Annotated in this window: 15 protein-coding genes; 7 read left to right on the forward strand and 8 right to left on the reverse strand. The window is 48.8% G+C overall.

Going from position 1 to position 13,267, the window contains the following annotated elements; translation table 11 throughout:
• Positions 1 to 22: 22 nt before the first annotated feature.
• Both G3M70_12700 and G3M70_12705 read left to right on the forward strand, forming a co-directional pair.
• Positions 23 to 622, forward strand: a complete 600-nt coding sequence (locus G3M70_12700; protein QPJ62688.1) for a hypothetical protein — start codon at positions 23 to 25, stop codon at positions 620 to 622.
• An 82-nt stretch (positions 623 to 704) separates the two neighbouring features.
• Entirely contained in the window at positions 705 to 1,292 is a 588-nt protein-coding gene (locus tag G3M70_12705; protein QPJ62689.1) for a hypothetical protein, read from the forward strand.
• Between the two features lie 43 nt (positions 1,293 to 1,335).
• On the opposite strand, the gene G3M70_12710 is transcribed toward G3M70_12705, so the two are convergent.
• Positions 1,336 to 1,992, reverse strand: a complete 657-nt coding sequence (locus tag G3M70_12710; GenBank protein ID QPJ62690.1) for a hypothetical protein — start codon at positions 1,990 to 1,992, stop codon at positions 1,336 to 1,338.
• Positions 1,993 to 2,115: 123 nt separating this feature from the next.
• Between G3M70_12710 and G3M70_12715 the strand changes: the two genes are divergently transcribed.
• Positions 2,116 to 2,265: a hypothetical protein gene (locus G3M70_12715; GenBank protein ID QPJ62691.1), complete on the forward strand. Its 150-nt coding sequence runs from the start codon at positions 2,116 to 2,118 to the stop codon at positions 2,263 to 2,265.
• A 111-nt stretch (positions 2,266 to 2,376) separates the two neighbouring features.
• Here G3M70_12715 and G3M70_12720 read toward each other — a convergent pair whose 3' ends face one another.
• Genes G3M70_12720 through G3M70_12730 form a run of 3 tightly spaced genes read right to left on the reverse strand, consistent with a single transcriptional unit; the run spans position 2,377 to position 4,613 of the window.
• The gene (locus tag G3M70_12720) at positions 2,377 to 3,402 is read right to left on the reverse strand and encodes an alcohol dehydrogenase catalytic domain-containing protein (protein QPJ62692.1); all 1,026 of its coding nucleotides are present in this window, start codon (positions 3,400 to 3,402) and stop codon (positions 2,377 to 2,379) included.
• A 24-nt stretch (positions 3,403 to 3,426) separates the two neighbouring features.
• Positions 3,427 to 4,164 carry a YkgJ family cysteine cluster protein gene (locus G3M70_12725; GenBank protein ID QPJ62693.1) on the reverse strand — a complete coding sequence of 246 codons (738 nt, stop codon included), beginning with the start codon at positions 4,162 to 4,164 and terminating at the stop codon, positions 3,427 to 3,429.
• Between the two features lie 38 nt (positions 4,165 to 4,202).
• Positions 4,203 to 4,613 (reverse strand): DUF1844 domain-containing protein, encoded by a 411-nt coding sequence (locus G3M70_12730; protein ID QPJ62694.1) that lies wholly within the window; start codon positions 4,611 to 4,613, stop codon positions 4,203 to 4,205.
• A gap of 243 nt (positions 4,614 to 4,856) precedes the next feature.
• Between G3M70_12730 and G3M70_12735 the strand changes: the two genes are divergently transcribed.
• Together G3M70_12735 and G3M70_12740 are read left to right on the forward strand one after the other, a co-directional pair.
• The gene (locus G3M70_12735) at positions 4,857 to 5,654 is read left to right on the forward strand and encodes a hypothetical protein (protein ID QPJ62695.1); all 798 of its coding nucleotides are present in this window, start codon (positions 4,857 to 4,859) and stop codon (positions 5,652 to 5,654) included.
• Positions 5,655 to 5,715: 61 nt separating this feature from the next.
• Positions 5,716 to 6,708, forward strand: a complete 993-nt coding sequence (locus tag G3M70_12740; GenBank protein QPJ63806.1) for an ABC transporter substrate-binding protein — start codon at positions 5,716 to 5,718, stop codon at positions 6,706 to 6,708.
• Positions 6,709 to 6,712: 4 nt separating this feature from the next.
• Here G3M70_12740 and G3M70_12745 read toward each other — a convergent pair whose 3' ends face one another.
• From G3M70_12745 to G3M70_12760, 4 genes are read right to left on the reverse strand one after another with little or no spacing between them, the layout of a single operon-like run.
• Entirely contained in the window at positions 6,713 to 8,356 is a 1,644-nt protein-coding gene (locus G3M70_12745; GenBank protein ID QPJ62696.1) for an AMP-binding protein, read from the reverse strand.
• A gap of 44 nt (positions 8,357 to 8,400) precedes the next feature.
• A complete protein-coding gene (locus tag G3M70_12750) occupies positions 8,401 to 9,159 on the reverse strand; it encodes an ATP-binding protein (GenBank protein QPJ62697.1) in 759 nt (252 codons plus the stop codon).
• Between the two features lie 2 nt (positions 9,160 to 9,161).
• A complete protein-coding gene (locus G3M70_12755; protein ID QPJ62698.1) occupies positions 9,162 to 9,602 on the reverse strand; it encodes a hypothetical protein in 441 nt (146 codons plus the stop codon).
• Positions 9,599 to 9,799 carry a DUF2065 domain-containing protein gene (locus G3M70_12760; protein ID QPJ62699.1) on the reverse strand — a complete coding sequence of 67 codons (201 nt, stop codon included), beginning with the start codon at positions 9,797 to 9,799 and terminating at the stop codon, positions 9,599 to 9,601. Before G3M70_12760 ends, G3M70_12755 begins: the two co-directional genes overlap by 4 nt.
• Positions 9,800 to 10,317: 518 nt before the next feature.
• On the opposite strand from G3M70_12760, the gene G3M70_12765 reads away from it, so the two are divergent.
• On the forward strand, positions 10,318 to 11,811 hold the full coding sequence (locus tag G3M70_12765; protein ID QPJ62700.1) for a DegQ family serine endoprotease: 1,494 nt from the start codon (positions 10,318 to 10,320) through the stop codon (positions 11,809 to 11,811).
• A 69-nt stretch (positions 11,812 to 11,880) separates the two neighbouring features.
• Positions 11,881 to 13,266, forward strand: coding sequence for a Do family serine endopeptidase (locus G3M70_12770; protein ID QPJ62701.1), 1,386 nt, complete (start codon positions 11,881 to 11,883; stop codon positions 13,264 to 13,266).
• The last annotated feature ends 1 nt before the right edge of the window (position 13,267 follow it).

The following is a 13,267-nucleotide window of genomic DNA, read 5'->3' on the forward strand; positions in this document are numbered from 1 at the left end:
CAGTCAATCAAAGGAAATCATATTGAGACTTAAAGGAAACTGTAATTGTCGGCGATTACTATCAGTTTTACTTATTTTCCTCGTGTTGTCGATTTTGTCTGTTTTCTTGTCTCCCGCACATTCGGAATGGGATGGGGATATTGATGACATCGCCCAGCAATTGGATCGTGATTTTAAGTTTGGTGGGAAGGAAGGTGTGAAGGCCGAAAATCTCCAGCAGGCGATCACGCAACTGAAGGAGGATTTTCAAATTGCGATAAGTACTGGAAACCTGTCAGGAATGTATTCATTCCCAGTTCCATTTGGACCATTTGCGGGAAACCTTATATTTTTCGACTACCAGGTAGCCCAATCTGGAGATTTTACTGCAACCGGATCCGTTCCGGGCATCAGCACCTTTTCTTTTACCCTTAGCGGAAAAATTACGGGAAATACATCAACCTTTAAAATTACCCGGACTCAGATTGTCGGCCCACCCACTAATTTTACTCCCTGCACTGAATCGGTATTAGTGACAGGCACGATAGTCGGCTCGGGTGAGCAAGGAACCACGCATTCATTCACCCGTCCACCTCTGTGCAACGAACCGCAGGGGCCATCGGTGATCCATACTAAAAAGTGAATTTGAATTTTTTCTAATTAGAGGTTTTGGCGAATAATAAGTTTTCAGAATAATCTTTATCCTTCACTAAGGACAATTGAGTATGCTTCCCACAAAATTCTTCACATTTCAAAAGGCTTTGGCAGGAGTTCTGGTTGTGTCTACGTTGGTTCTTCTGGTTGTTTGTGTTTCTCCTGTTTATTCGGATTGGAACGGGGACATTGATGACATCACTCAGGAGTTGGACAGTGATTTCAAGTTTGGCGGGAAAGAGGATGTTAAAAGTGAAAACCTTAGAAACGCCAATGAACAATTGAGGGAAGATGTTCAAATCCAAAATAATGAAAACAACACCCTCGGGCCTTTATCAGGGACTTACACCGTAGGCAATCTTGTTTTCACATATGAGGTTTTTAAGTCTGGGAAATTTGTTGCGAAAGGGACTTCCATTGGACAACCCACCGTTGCAATCAGTTTTGTTGGGACTATTATCAACAATCATTCTTCTTTTGTTGTGACCCGGACGGAAACGACAGGTCCTCCAACCAATTTCCCTGAGGCATGCTCGGAGTCGACTTCTGTAACCGGTGTGTTTAATGGGGCAGGGGAGGCGGGAACGACCCATTCATTTTCTCGAGATCCACTATGTAGCGAAATTGGTATTTTAAATCCTACTCACACAAAACAATAGTCTGGAGCCATCGAGAAATTTCTTCAAATTTTTATTATATCTTTTAAGGACCTTGCCAGACGTTTTGCCCCGCTTGCTTTTTGCATGGCAGGAGGCAGGCCCTCAATTCATTATTTTCCTGTCTTGCCGCCAGAATTCGGCAGCGTCTAAAATCCTTTTCTGCCCTTTCAGGCCATTGCCCCGATCCATAACGTTTGCGGAGTTCACTTTTGCATTTCTGTTCTGCATTTTTAATCCTCTGGTCCATACCCTTCCTGCAATTGATCTGGCATGCTTTGTAATCTGCAGCAATATTGTTTCGGGAGACCGGTTGTTCAAATAAAAACTCTGGTTTCTTTTCAGGGGCATCTGGTTTTTGGATTGCAGAAGAAGGTGTGCGCATTTGCCTGGGCTCGGCAGGTGTTGCCTGGTCTTTCGAGATCCCTGCCGAAAAAGAAGGGACTTCAGATTTGGGGGAGTCTGAGGATATGGGGGGTTCCATCTTTTGTTCCGCCGTGGGTACAGGGTCCGATTTGTAAAAATCCTCAAGTTCTTTTAACGGGTCTTTTTTCTTTGCTCTGGCAGGAGTGGGATCTGTATCAGTGATTTGAGAAAGATCAGATACGGTGGCCCCACCCGGGATCCGCCACCATGTGCTGGCAACGCATTCGTGCTCGAAGCCATAAAAATTACGCACGGTTTTCTCGGGAACAAAGTTCATTGAAATCACACCGTTTTTTTTGGTGAACTGGTTTTCAAGAGGCAGGCAGACTCCGGTCTCGTTAGGGGTATAAGGCCTTTCTTTGGTTACTTGTCCTTTAATTGTCCAGGAACCTTTTTTGCAATGTTTCCACTTACCCTCGACAGGGAAATGGTAGCCATCTGGTACCAGGGTGTTCGGTGGGCCATCGGGAAGCAAACACGCGGCCTGGGTAGTCGAGACAAGGGCAAAGGAAAAAAGAACGAAACCTGGAAAATGTTTAACAGGTATTAAACGAGAAAAAGAAAACAAACCAGCCTCCAGCTAAAATCAAATTAAGGAAAAACGGTATCGAACCTTTGATTGTATTATAGACCATCCCCTTTAAGGAAAAGTGTAAATAATTCAATAATCTGTAGGCATTGCTAGCACCACTTTGCTTTCTAAAAAGGCGGATTCAACAGCATCCTGGGCCTCTTTCAATGGCCGGACAGAGGTGATGAGGGGCCGCAACTTGTTCTGATGTTCGGATAAAAGTGTCAAAGCCTTGTCAAAGGGGCCACAGCGTGAGCCTTGAATCTGCACTTCGTCGACCACCAGTTTCGTCATATTGATACCTTTAGCTGGAAGTCCACAAGTGGTTTTAACGCTCACCACACCCCGGGGTCTGACAAGGTTGATGGCCAGGTCAATCCCCTCGGGTTTACCCGTTACGTCGACCACCATATCAGCTCCCAGCCCCTCTGTTATCTCCATGACGTTTTCGGATATGTTTTCAGGATCGAAAGCTTCGCTCGCTCCGAATTTAAGTGCGCGTTTGCGTTTCGATTGACTCCGAGAACAGGCGATTACCCTGGCCCCTTTAAGCGCCGCAATAAAAACGACCAGGATGCCGAGCCGACCAGGGCCCAGCACGACGATGGTTTCATTTCCCTTTATTGGCGTCATCTCAAATGTCTGCAATGCCGCGGCCAGAGGCTCGGTCAATACCGCAGTCAGCGGGTCAAGGTCCTCCGGTATTTCATGCAATGTTCCTGCAGGGACCCTGACCTGTTCTGCGAAAGCACCATCGCGTTGAATGATGCCGGTGACATCACGATTCAGGCAATGACCTGGAATCCCCTTTCGGCAAGCGGTGCAGAGTGAATTTCTTTTGTAGGCCGTGCAGCTGTTGTTTATTTCTGCGGTTATCCGTCGGTTGTTCCAATGAGCCTCAACCCCTTTGCCAAGCTCCGTGACACGGCCAACAAATTCATGACCGCAAACCAGAGGTAGAGGGGAGGGGTAGTCGCCCGAAAACAGGGCGAGGTCGGTTCCGCACACCCCGGTATGCTCGACGGAAATAATAACTTCGCCCTCACCCGGTGTCTGTGGTGGGCGATCCTCAATTGTCAGAATTTGCGGTGCGGTGAGAACTGCGGCCTGGGGCATAGGAGGATTCTCAAGAAGAGCGTGCTACTTTTTTCTTTTTCGGGAGCTTTTTTTCTTTTTATATTCCAGCAGCCAGTGCTGAATTAAACGAAGCGGTGCTGTGCCGTCAAATTTGCGGCGTTTCAATTTTGGTGTGGCTTCGTATTGCAATTTGGCGATGACTGCAGGTGCAACGGCTTCTTCGATCAACCCCCCGCGCTGTGCGTGCTCCAGTTTTTTCGATCCACAGGCATCGCGAAACGCGACCATGGTACGGCAGTCCAGTGGGCGGTCATCGTGAATGGTGCAGCTTTCGTCCTCGTCCAGAAATGGGCAGGGCTGGTTGATCACCATCTGGTACCAGTCAATTTTTACCGGGTCGATTCCCGATTCAATTGCTTTTTTTATCCGGTGCAGGCTTTTTTCGGACCGTTCAATCACGTCCATCAGGTCGATGCCTTTTTGCCTGGCAGCATTGATCATGCCGTCCCATTCCATTTTAGTGATCATGACCCCGGTGTAACAGCAGTGTGCACAGCCTTCTCCGCAGGTGAGGGGCGGCATCTTTTTATCGTAAGCAGCATCAATAATTTTCCACAGAGCCTGCAATGGGGGGATGCGTTCAGCCTTGGCCAGGCTTTGCGCATTTTCCAGGAGAAGCTCGTAGGCGTATTGTAGTTCACCTTCAGTAAATCGTGCGGTGATGTAATTGCGGAGTTCCTGAGCATCGGTCATGCCCATCAGGTAGACGCCGTTCTGATCTGAAAATGCTGTTTGGGTCATTTTAAATAGGGCTCAAGAGTTTTGCGAAAGTGGAAAAATTACTGCTTGTTCTTCGCTACAAATTTCATTTGCAGTTCGTAAATGAGTTGGCCGAGCAATTTGTCTTCTTCTGCTGTCAGGTTGCTCTTGGTTTTTTGATGGAGCATGACCAGGATTTCAATGGTCTGCTGCACCGCTGGCAGGTTCTGTTCTGTCTGACCCGTCGTCGGATCCGGCATATCACCTAAATGATAAAACGCAGATGATGCCAGCGACATAACAAAAGTTGAAAAGTCGATACTGGGCTGCTGGCCTTCCTGCTGCTCGGCCGCCCTTGCTTCCTGCTGTTGTTGCTTGGCTGTTTCTTTTTCCTGCTCGGTGTCGCCTTCCTGGATTTCATCGTCCGACTGGTAAGCAGATCGCTTGTCTTTAATTACGAAGCCTGATTCTTCATTTTCTTCATCACTCATGGCCCTGTCCCCCTTGAAAATTTTGCTGAAACCGGCTGCCCAATTGGGACAGCTTTTCCACCCGAATCTGGTGGTTTCAGGTTAAACTGTGGGAAGGATATCAGGTTCTGCCGAAAGCTGTCAAAATAATGGAAAGGTTTAGCGGAAATGCCGCTTGTTTGCTGATTTTTTATTATGAAATTCCGTTTCTCAATTTTGATGTTGGTCTCGATCATTTGTTTTCCTGCCTGTTCTACGGAAAAAATGGCGATTCGTTTTGCCTCCCCTCTGATGCAGGGTCAGGTCGCTTCTATCCATGAGGAGAGTGACCTCAAACTGGCTGACAGCGCAATTCCTGCGGGGATCAAAATGCTGGAAGGCCTGTTAAAATCCGACCCCGAAAACCCTGAATTGTTGCTGCCCCTGGCCGAAGGGTTGTGTAATTATGCCTTCAGTTTTGTTGAAGATGAAAATCCGGAGCGTGCCTCCAGGTTGTATTTGAGAGGGCGAACCTATGCAACCCGGGCGATGGCCGCCATGGGCGGACCTTCCGGCCTGACTGAATTGACTCAGGAGAAATTCAAGAATGCTCTGGCTTCGGTTCCGGAAAGCGCCATGCCGTCATTGTATTGGACGGGGCGATGCTGGGCGGGTTGGTTGATGCTCAATCTGGATGACCTCGAAGCATTGGCAGCAATTTCCAAACTGGAAAGTGCGATGGCGCGCGTTTTGGAATGGGATGCAACGTTTGACTATGCCGGCCCGCATGTTTTCTTTGGATCCTTTTATGGGTCCCGCACCAAATTGCTTGGTGGTGATCCGGAAAAATCCAAACATCATTTTGACCACGCGATTCAATTGACGGACGGAAAATTCCTGATGGCCCATTTTTTATACGCTAAATTGTATGCAGTCCGGGTTCAGGATCGAAAACTGTTCGAGGAACTGCTGGAAAAAGTAATGCAATCGCCACTGGATGAATTGCCAGGGCGGAGACTTGCCAATGAAGTGGCACGTGAAAAAGCCAGAGTCTTACTAGAGGATGCAGATGTCTATTTTTAACTCGTCAACCAGATTTAAAAAGTTTCTTTCCAACCGCATGGTGTGTGTTTTGTGCGGAATACTGGCAACCCTCTTGATGGCTCTGGTGATGTCAGCCATGCCGGTAAGCGATGCCTGGGCAGGGAAGAAGACCGTTATCAAGTTCGCAACACTGGCACCTGAAGGTTCTTCCTGGATGAAACAGATGCGGCGGCTTGAGAAAGAGGTTAAAAAGGCGACCAATGGCCAGGTGCGTTTCAAGTTTTATCCGGGTGGAGTGTCTGGAGATGAGAAAGATGTCATCCGTAAAATGCGAATCGGGCAGGTGCATGCGGCTGGGTTCACCGGGGTGGGGCTCGGTGAGATTTTGCCGGAGGTGCGAGTCCTCGATTTACCCTTCCTGTTAAATGATAACAAAGAGATGAACCACGTATACGATCGCATGACAGATCATTTCACTGCAGCCTTTGAAAAAAAGGGTTATGTCCTTCTGGGGTGGGTACCGGTGGGATGGATCCATTTTTTTTCCAAACAGGATGTGGGGACTCTTGAGGCTTTGCGGAAGACCAAAGCCTGGATGTGGGACGGTGACCCCCTGGTGCAGGCGGCTTACAAGGAGTTGGGGATCAGCCCGCACCCCCTGTCTGTGACCGATGTCATGATGGCGTTGCAAACGGGAATGGTTGAGACGGTGTATGCCTCACCGGTTGGAACGTTGGCCCTGCAGTGGTTTACAAAAGTGAACTATATGTCGCAGATTCGTATGGGGCATGCCAGTGGCGCTGTTCTGATTTCTAAAAGACAGTTTAAAAAAATTCCGGATAAATACAAAGGGGCTGTAAAGGATATCAGTAAACGGTATCTAGCCGATCTGGTGAAAACTATTAACTCGGAAAATGAAAAAGCCATTGAGGTGATGCAGAAAAATGGAATGAAGCTGACGGCAGCGCCTGGCCAGGAAGAACTGGACCGTCTGCATGCCATCGGCGAGAAAATCCAAAAACGACTCACCGGAAAATTATTTGATCAGAAGCTGTTGGACAAGGTGCAGGGCCATTTAAATGAAATCCGCTAACCCCTCAGCATTCCTTTACATGTTCTTCGGCCCAATTAGCAAGGGCTTCGCGGGATATCTTGGCGTTGTGCCGGATGTCGACCGGAAATGCCTTGTGGAACAGGACATCCTGAATATTTCTTGTGTGGTCGTATTCCGCCCCAATTTCCAATAGTTCACTCACCAGAGTTAATCGTTTTTCAAGGTCTTCGGCAAGAGAAGGATCGTGCAGTTCGGCAATGATCACCGGCTTCCTGATGGTTTCCGAGCCGATTCCCACCAGAGCAGACCGTTTGACTGCCGGATGCCGGTTGAATATGGCTTCGCAGGCAATGGTGTACAAGGTTCCATGCTCTGTTATGACGCGCTGATTTTTTCGTCCCAGGAACCAGATTCGTCCTTCATCATCGAGATAGCCAATATCTCCCATTCGGTGCAAAATCCTTCCATCAAGACGAATCTTTGCGTGGTCGGTTTGTGACTTTAAATCAAAATATTCGTGAGTGACCCAGGGGGCATCGACTACTATTTCACCTGTTTCACCCTGTGGTAGTTCCAGACTATCGTTCCAGTCGGCTACCGGACCATCCTGCACCTCCATGATTTTTACCGTCAGTCCAGGCACCGGTTTTCCGACACAAGTGCCAAATCCCCTGGTTGTCTTTTCCCAGGTTTCTTTGAGTATGGTGCGGTGCTCAATGTTGCATACCGGAAGGGTTTCCGTAGCGCCGTAGGGTGTGTAGACCATTGCGTCCTCTTCTAAAACACCTTCAAACCGCTCCAGGACCGTGCCTGGCACAGGAGCCCCGGCAATGAGTATCCTCTTGAGGTGCGGCAGTTTTACTTTATGGTTCTGACAATAGCGGGTCACGGTGTCCCAAAGTGCCGGTGACCCGAAACTGTTGACTACTTTAAATTGCTCAATCGCCTTGATGATGTTCGGCGGATGAACTTCCGCCGGTCGGGTCGGGTCCATATCCGGGATCACACAGGTCATCCCGAGCGCCACTCCAAACAGGGCGAACAGGGGGAAAGTGGGTAAGTCGACTTCACCCGGTTCAATCTGGTAGAGCGAGCGCAGCACTTGAGTCTGATGAAAAAACATGGAATGGGTGTAGACCACGCCTTTGGATGGGCCGGTACTGCCGCTGGTGAAAAGAATAGCGGCGGGATCATCCGGGTGTTTTTCTTCGGTAGAAAAATCTTTTCTACCCGACTTCCTGACCTTGCCTAAGGTGGGCCCACCCCAAAGCCAACGGGTGCCCACGGTCACACGGTTTTTTACACTTTTAAATTCCCGGCGGTAAACCAGTCCTGCGGCGTGGGCCAGGGGAATTCCGAGGAGACCTTCCGGGCGAACATTCTCGATGCATTGCAGCACATTTTTTTTTCCCAGGCCTGGGTCTATCAGCACAGGTATTGCCCCGATTCGAAACAGGGCAAACGTCAAGGAAAGAAAATCAATTCCAGGAGGCACCATCAGCAAGACACGATGCCCTTTTAGAAACCCGTATCGCACCAATCCGCCGGCTAAACGATTGGCATCTTCGTTAAGTTCCCGAAAAGTCAGAGTGGTGGTGTTGCCTTCGCGTGGAAAATGAATCGCCGGTTGGTCCGGCTGGGATTTAGCCAGGTCATCCAGTAAAGATGCGATATTTTGGGAACTCATGAAAGTAGTCTCGGAAACAATTTAATTTGTTGGAAGTTTGCTGGTTAAAAATCGAGAACAGATTTTATGAGGGGTAAGGATACCTTCTTTTTTTGCCTGAGGGACTCTATATTAATTTTTTCAATGGCATTTTTGAGTGACGGGTAGTCCCGGGGTAAACGTTGAACCAGAAAATGGAGCACCCGTTCAGTAAGTTCGAGGCCGCGGTCCCTACCCAGCTTGGCTAATACCGAAGCCTGTGATTTTTCATCCAGAGGTCCGATTTCAGCTGTCAGTCCCCATTGGAAGCGGGACGTGAGATAGGACTCGGTTTCCTGAAATTGCCCCGGAGCAACTTGACTGGTGAGTACAAGGCGATCTCCATTTTCCCGAATGGTATTGTATACCTGATAAAGAATCTCCTGGGCCTGGGGAGCTCCTGCCAAAGTATCCACATCATCCATCAGCAGCAGTTGATGGCGGGACACCTCGCTGGCCCATTCCAAACCTTGTTCGGGTGCAGCCGAATTCAATTTTTCAACCCATTCCTTGCAGGAAATATAAAGGGTGTCCTGGCCGTTGTTCGAAGCCTCATTCCCCATTGCCATCAGCAGATGGGTTTTCCCGGCCCCTCGTCTTCCGAAAATGAAAAGGGATTGAAAGGGAGCCTCGGGGTTGTCAATCAGGTCTCTGGCTGCTGAAAGGGCAAATGAAGATGGGGGAGTTTCAATAAAACTTTCGAAACTATAAACAGCCTGGGCGGGAAATCTGAAAAGGAACTGGGAACTTTCAGGTTTTCCGGGTGTTGAAGATGAACCCGCCATGGTTATTTGGGGCCGACGTTGATCTCGACATGCGTTTTGCTGAACGAGGGTTCTACTATGATGGTGCACATTTGGCCTTCCTGCTCATAAACCATCACCGTGATTTTTTGCTCCATGATGCTGACGGAAGACCAGCCTTTGGCGACCATTTCATTCCGGTAATACTCAATGACTTCGTCTTCACCGTTCCAGCCAGTCAGGTGAAGTTTTCCGACCTTAACCGCGCCGCTGCCCGATTCATAAATAAAAGATTTGCTGCGATCCAGGTCGAACCCCGGAGGAATGGGGACATTCCCAAACCTGGTGGTGAGTTCAGCTGGACTTTGAACACCTTCTTCACCCGGTGGTGGCTGGACAGGTTCCATAAGTGCACAGGCGCTGACACCTAGTACCAAAAAGCTGATGAGAATAATCCTGGATATTTTCGAGGTGATAGTTTTCATGAGGGGACCGTTAAAGATTTGCCCACATAAACCAGGCCCAGTCCGAGGAGCATCACGACAAGGCCAATGGTTCTGAGGGTAGAATTGGGAATTTCAGGGAGTTTACTGACCCACTCCTTGTATTGGGTGGGAAAGCAGAAAAAGGGAATACCTTCTAATATCATCATTAAACCGGCTGCAGAGAGAAAGAAAGCCATGAATTACGATTCCATTTGGAGGGCTCAGCCCTATAGCGAATGAATAGGGGGAGGAGCAGAAACAGGTTTAGCGAATGGGACTGATGAGCAGCGCTCGCCCAAAATCAGAGAGGGGAGCCTGATTCGATTATCTGCAATCCGCTTTCGGTAGTCAATAGAGGAAAAGCAGCTTAGTGTGCTTGAGATTGCTGCGAGCCGTCTTTGCAACAGGTTGGGACCCCGAATATCCCCTGAAAATTGAGTGGAAAACGGAGTTGTCAATTCTGAAAATGCCATTATATAATGAGTTAATGGACGTTTACCTTTAAAGCGTTTTGTCCGCTGGAGGCCAACAGCTTTAAAAGAGTTGGAGCCTCACGGTTAAGTCGTTTTTTCATGTGTTCCAGGCCAGCGTTCTGTTTTCCAAGTCTCTTGACAGGGTTTATGGGACACTCTGATTTTTCGAGGTGTTTTGCGATCCTTTTGTTAACTATCAGGCTCCCTTACCTTTAATCTGCTTCCGAAAGAAAGGTTTATTCATGACAGGCCTCAAAAGAAAATGGTGTGGCTCACTCCTTCTGGCAACCTTACTGTGTTTTCCTGTAAGCCAGGGCTCCGGGTTTTTGTCCGGGGTTTTATTAAAGGAAGCCTCGGCCCTGACCGCCGATAATATGGCATTGGGCAGTAATATATTTGTTGAAATTGCAAAGAAGCAGAACCCCGCTGTGGTCAATATCAGTATCAAGGGAAAAAGCCCGGAACCCTCGTTACGTGGCCCCGCACCGCAGCGCCCGAATCCCAAAGGTCCACGTGGCCAGGATCCTTTTCGTGATTTCTACGATCGGTTTTTTGGTGAACGTGAGAATAACCGGCCAAAGCGGGGAATGGGTTCAGGGTTCATCATTGATGAAAAGGGGCACATCCTCACCAACTACCATGTTGTGGATGGTGCCGATGAAATCACTGTATCGGTGACCACGGGTGATGAAGAAAAAGAAATGACGGCAACCTTGATCGGACATGATTCAAAAACCGATATTGCACTCATCAAAATTGTCCCCAAAAAAGGCGAACCTCAAAAATTTCACCATTTGAGTTTTGGTAATTCAGATAAGCTGGAAGTTGGTGAGTGGGTGATGGCGATCGGAAACCCTTTTGGACTCAGTCATACCGTTACCGTCGGTGTGGTCAGTGCCAAGGATCGGACGATCGGGGCCGGACCTTACGATGAATACATCCAGACGGATGCCTCTATTAATCCCGGAAACAGCGGCGGACCTCTCATTAACATCAAGGGCGAAGTCATAGGGATAAACACTGCGATTATTTCCGGCAATACCGGTGGTAATGTGGGAATCGGCTTTGCCATCCCGATCAATGTTGCCAAAGGTATCCTGAAAGACTTGCGGGAAAAAGGCACCGTCACACGTGGTTGGCTCGGTGTCATGATTCAAAAGATCACTCCCGAACTGGCTGATTCTTTCAAACTGAATGATGACAATGGTGCTCTGGTGGGTGATGTGATCCCTGAAGGCCCTGCGGATAAATCAGGCATCAAGCGTGGCGACGTCATTGTCCGGTTTAACAACCAGGTGGTTAAGGAAATGGAAGAATTGCCAAAAATTGTTGCCAACACGACTCCAGGTAAAGCTGTTCCTGTAGAAGTGATTCGCGATGGAAAAGCAGAAACGATTCAGGTGACTATTGCGGTTCTTAAAGATAACCAGACCAAGGTCGCGTCTCTTCCCCGGGACCGGCTGGGTATGGAAGTGCAAGACATCACACCGGAACTGGCGCAGTCTTTGAAACTGGATACGACTGAAGGTGTTCTTGTTTCCAATGTGGATCAGGGAAAATCTGCAGGTGAAGCGGGGATTCGTCGCGGCGATGTCATTACCGAGATCAATCGCAAGCCGGTTAACAATGTTGGTGATTACCGGAGCCAGACCTCAAGTCTCAAAGAGGATGACACCGCTTTGATGCTGGTCCGGCGTGGAGGATCTACCATATACATTGCGGTTAAAATTCAGTAATTTCCCCAACCTGTTTTTGAAATCAACCCGGCGGGCTATGGCCCGCCGGGATTTCCTTCGTATATATAAATGTTCAACAGTCGGTTCATGAGGACTACTTCCCTCCTGATTTTGGCAGGTCTTGTCCTGCCCTGGAGCGGATTGCAAGCTGTCGGGTTGGATAATCGTCGTACACCTGTTGTACGTGCTGCAGAGGCCGCAGGTCCCGCTGTCGTCAATATTTTTACTGAAGAAGCACCGCGAGGAGGCCAAAGTCCATTTCGGAGTTTCTTTGGAGATTCATTTTTTCGCCAGTTTTTTGGTAACCCACCCAATAAACGGAAGTCCAAAAGACGGAGCCTTGGATCTGGTGTCCTGATCAATTCAAAAGGGTACATACTCACCAACGAACACGTCATTGCACAAGCTGTAAGGATTCAGGTCACTTTGCTCGACAACCGGGAGTATGAAGCCCAGTTGATTGGCGCCGATGCCAGATCCGATCTTGCTGTGATTAAAATTGATTCGAAAGACCCCTTGCCGTTTGTGCCGATGGGCCGGTCGGATGATTTGATGATTGGTGAAACTGTAATCGCCATTGGCAATCCTTTTGGTCTGAACCACACGGTGACACAGGGAATTATTAGTGCTTTGCACAGGACCATTCGGGCTAACAGGGATCAGGTTTATAGCGATTTTATCCAGGTCGATGCGTCTATTAATCCCGGAAACAGCGGTGGCCCGTTGCTTAATATCAACGGCTCATTGATCGGGATAAACACAGCTATTTTCCAAGATGCGGAGGGAATCGGGTTCGCTATCCCTATCGATACGGCGCGCAGGATTGTCAACAACCTGATTGAATACGGTGCCGTTCGGCGAGGCTGGCTCGGTGTTTCAGTGCAGGATTTGACGCCCGACCTTGAACGCTACTTTAAATTGAATCAAAGCGGCGGTGTGCTGGTCACCCGGGTTTCGCCACGAGGTCCTGCTGGGAAAGCAGGTATCAAACAAGGCGATATTATCACCTCTATTGGAGATCACCGGGTGATCAACAAGTCTGATTATTTCCAGGCGTTGTCATCCTATACGATTGACGATGTCTTCAACCTGGGGGCCTTGCGAGACGGAGTCAGGAAAAATATTCGTTTGCGGTTGAGCACCATTCCTCCGGGTTATGCGCGTGAGTTTGCAGAACAATGGCTGGGAATTCGTGTGAGTACAGTCGACCTTTCAGCGCGCAGACGGTACCGGCTTTCAGCTGAGGAGGGAGTGGTTATTGTCAGTGTATTGCCCAATGGAGTTTGCGGGCAGGTTGGCATTCAGCCGGGAGATGTGATCCGCCGCGTCAACCGTGACAATATCCGTAATCGCGCAGACTATGAAAAAGCCATCATGGAGGCCGGTAAGCTCAGCAGTGTGGTGCTTCTGGTGCAACGTGGACGTTCCGGTTACTATGTAACCCTCGAACCCTGAT

Origin of the sequence: Candidatus Nitronauta litoralis, assembly GCA_015698285.1 — a bacterium.
Classification (GTDB): domain Bacteria; phylum Nitrospinota; class Nitrospinia; order Nitrospinales; family Nitrospinaceae; genus Nitronauta; species Nitronauta litoralis.

What these genes read in the sequence shown, in the direction of transcription:
- G3M70_12705 (QPJ62689.1), top strand. Translation starts at nt 705, where the DNA reads ATGCTTCCCACAAAATTCTTCACATTTCAAAAGGCTTTGGCAGGAGTT.
- G3M70_12710 (QPJ62690.1), bottom strand. Translation starts at nt 1,992, where the DNA reads ATGAACTTTGTTCCCGAGAAAACCGTGCGTAATTTTTATGGCTTCGAG.
- G3M70_12715 (QPJ62691.1), top strand. Translation starts at nt 2,116, where the DNA reads ATGTTTCCACTTACCCTCGACAGGGAAATGGTAGCCATCTGGTACCAG.
- G3M70_12720 (QPJ62692.1), bottom strand. Translation starts at nt 3,402, where the DNA reads ATGCCCCAGGCCGCAGTTCTCACCGCACCGCAAATTCTGACAATTGAG.
- G3M70_12725 (QPJ62693.1), bottom strand. Translation starts at nt 4,164, where the DNA reads ATGACCCAAACAGCATTTTCAGATCAGAACGGCGTCTACCTGATGGGC.
- G3M70_12730 (QPJ62694.1), bottom strand. Translation starts at nt 4,613, where the DNA reads ATGAGTGATGAAGAAAATGAAGAATCAGGCTTCGTAATTAAAGACAAG.
- G3M70_12735 (QPJ62695.1), top strand. Translation starts at nt 4,857, where the DNA reads ATGGCGATTCGTTTTGCCTCCCCTCTGATGCAGGGTCAGGTCGCTTCT.
- G3M70_12745 (QPJ62696.1), bottom strand. Translation starts at nt 8,356, where the DNA reads ATGAGTTCCCAAAATATCGCATCTTTACTGGATGACCTGGCTAAATCC.
- G3M70_12750 (QPJ62697.1), bottom strand. Translation starts at nt 9,159, where the DNA reads ATGGCGGGTTCATCTTCAACACCCGGAAAACCTGAAAGTTCCCAGTTC.
- G3M70_12755 (QPJ62698.1), bottom strand. Translation starts at nt 9,602, where the DNA reads ATGAAAACTATCACCTCGAAAATATCCAGGATTATTCTCATCAGCTTT.
- G3M70_12760 (QPJ62699.1), bottom strand. Translation starts at nt 9,799, where the DNA reads ATGGCTTTCTTTCTCTCTGCAGCCGGTTTAATGATGATATTAGAAGGT.
- G3M70_12765 (QPJ62700.1), top strand. Translation starts at nt 10,318, where the DNA reads ATGACAGGCCTCAAAAGAAAATGGTGTGGCTCACTCCTTCTGGCAACC.
- G3M70_12770 (QPJ62701.1), top strand. Translation starts at nt 11,881, where the DNA reads ATGTTCAACAGTCGGTTCATGAGGACTACTTCCCTCCTGATTTTGGCA.